Source organism: Gilliamella intestini (assembly GCF_900094935.1).
GTDB classification, from domain to species: domain Bacteria; phylum Pseudomonadota; class Gammaproteobacteria; order Enterobacterales; family Orbaceae; genus Gilliamella; species Gilliamella intestini.
This window is the reverse complement of the sequence record NZ_FMBA01000096.1, coordinates 1-1,767: the sequence shown is the minus strand read 5'-3', so window position 1 is coordinate 1,767 and position 1,767 is coordinate 1. Positions and strand designations below refer to the sequence as shown.

General features: G+C 35.9%; 1 protein-coding gene. It reads right to left on the bottom strand.

Features of this window, described 5'->3' with window-relative positions; translation table 11 throughout:
• Positions 1–108: 108 nt before the first annotated feature.
• The gene (gene gorA, locus GA0061080_RS12145; RefSeq protein ID WP_091126195.1) at positions 109–1,461 is read right to left on the bottom strand and encodes a glutathione-disulfide reductase; all 1,353 of its coding nucleotides are present in this window, start codon (positions 1,459–1,461) and stop codon (positions 109–111) included.
• Positions 1,462–1,767 lie beyond the last annotated feature (306 nt).

Sequence of the window (1,767 nt, the reverse complement as noted above, 5' to 3'; positions counted from 1 at the left end):
TTTATGGTTTAAATAAAAAAATAAACCCCGAATTATATCGAGGTTTGTCATCAATCTGAAAGCAGGACTAATAGCCTGCTTTTTTATTACTAATATCATCGGTTGTTTTTAACACATAGTAACAAACTCTTCAGCAGCAGTTGGGTGAATTGCAACGGTATTATCAAAGTCTTTTTTCGTTGCACCCATTTTTAGTGCTACCGCAAAGCCTTGTAACATTTCGTCCATGCCATAACCAATACCATGAATGCCAACAATTTTTTCATTATCCCCGACACAGACTAATTTCATTCTACAAGGCTGGCGGTGCGTTGTTACTGCAGTGTACATAGCAGTAAAAGTGGAGGTATAAACTTTGACATTTTGTTTACCAAATTGTTGTACAGCTTCTGGTTCAGTTAAGCCCACTGTTCCAATAGCTGGGTGGGTAAATACCACTGTTGGAATATTGCTATAATCTAAATGTTCATCAGGCTTATTATTAAAAAGCCTTTCTGATAAGCGGCGACCTGCTGCAACAGCAACGGGTGTTAATGCCATAGCCCCTGTGTCATCACCAACAGAATAAATACCCGTTACATTGGTGTTTTGATATTTATCTACGACAACAAAGCCTTTATTATCAACGTGAATACCTGCGGCATTTAAGTTCATATCATCAGTTGCAGGCTGACGGCCTATCGCCCAAATAAGGCAATCTACTGTGTGACTTTCGCCATTTTCTAGTGTTAAAGTTAACGATTCATCACTATTTTTAGTAACAGATTTTGGAATGGCAAAAGTGTGAAGTTGTCGCCCTTCTGTTTTAATGACTTCCATTAAAGTTTCAATAATTAAAGGATCAAAAGTGCGCAACGGTGTGGCATGGCGAATAAATTGGTGCGTTTGCGCGCCAAGCGCATGCAATACGCTAGCAATTTCACAAGCAATATAGCCAGCTCCAACAACTGCAACCCGCTTAGGTAATGCGTTTAACGCAAAAAAACCATCCGATGTAATGCCATATTCTGCACCAGGAATATTAGGAATGGTTGGTTTACCACCAACAGCGATCAATATGTGATCGGCACTATACTGCTGACCATTAACTTCAACAGTATGAGCATCAACAAATTTTGCATAACCTTGAATCACATCAACGTTATTATTAGTCAATACGCGATCATAAGATTGGTGGATTCGATCAATATAAGCACTTCGGCTAGCAATTAATTTATCCCAACTAAATTGATTAATAGTCGTATCAAAACCATAATCAGGTCCATAATGATTAATCGCTTCGGCTATTTGCGCCCCATACCACATCACTTTTTTTGGAACACAGCCAACATTAACGCATGTGCCTCCTAATAATTTTGCCTCAATAATTGCACATTTTTTGCCATAAGATGCCGCTCGATTAACTGATGCAATCCCTCCACTACCACCACCAATGGCGATATAATCATAATGTTTGGTCATTAAATATCCTCTGTACTGATTTTTCTATATTGTGCACTAGCTTTACACAAAGTGAATAATAAAAAAAGTGTTAATTTTTAAATTTAATAATAGTTATTAACGATTTATTATGCTGATAATTTGAAATTTATTTTAATATTATGAATGATAACTAACTTAGTTTTTAGTGAATATTTTGTCTTATATAATAGTTAAAATGTATAAAAACAACGATTTATTTACACTTTATAGTTAAAATAATCCTCTAAAAACTCATAAGGTGTTTCTGGATCGGCTACACTAAATCATACAACTTTTTTAAGGGGT

Bases quoted from the DNA above. Each gene is read 5' to 3' on its own strand.
- gorA (WP_091126195.1), bottom strand. From the start codon at position 1,461: ATGACCAAACATTATGATTATATCGCCATTGGTGGTGGTAGTGGAGGG.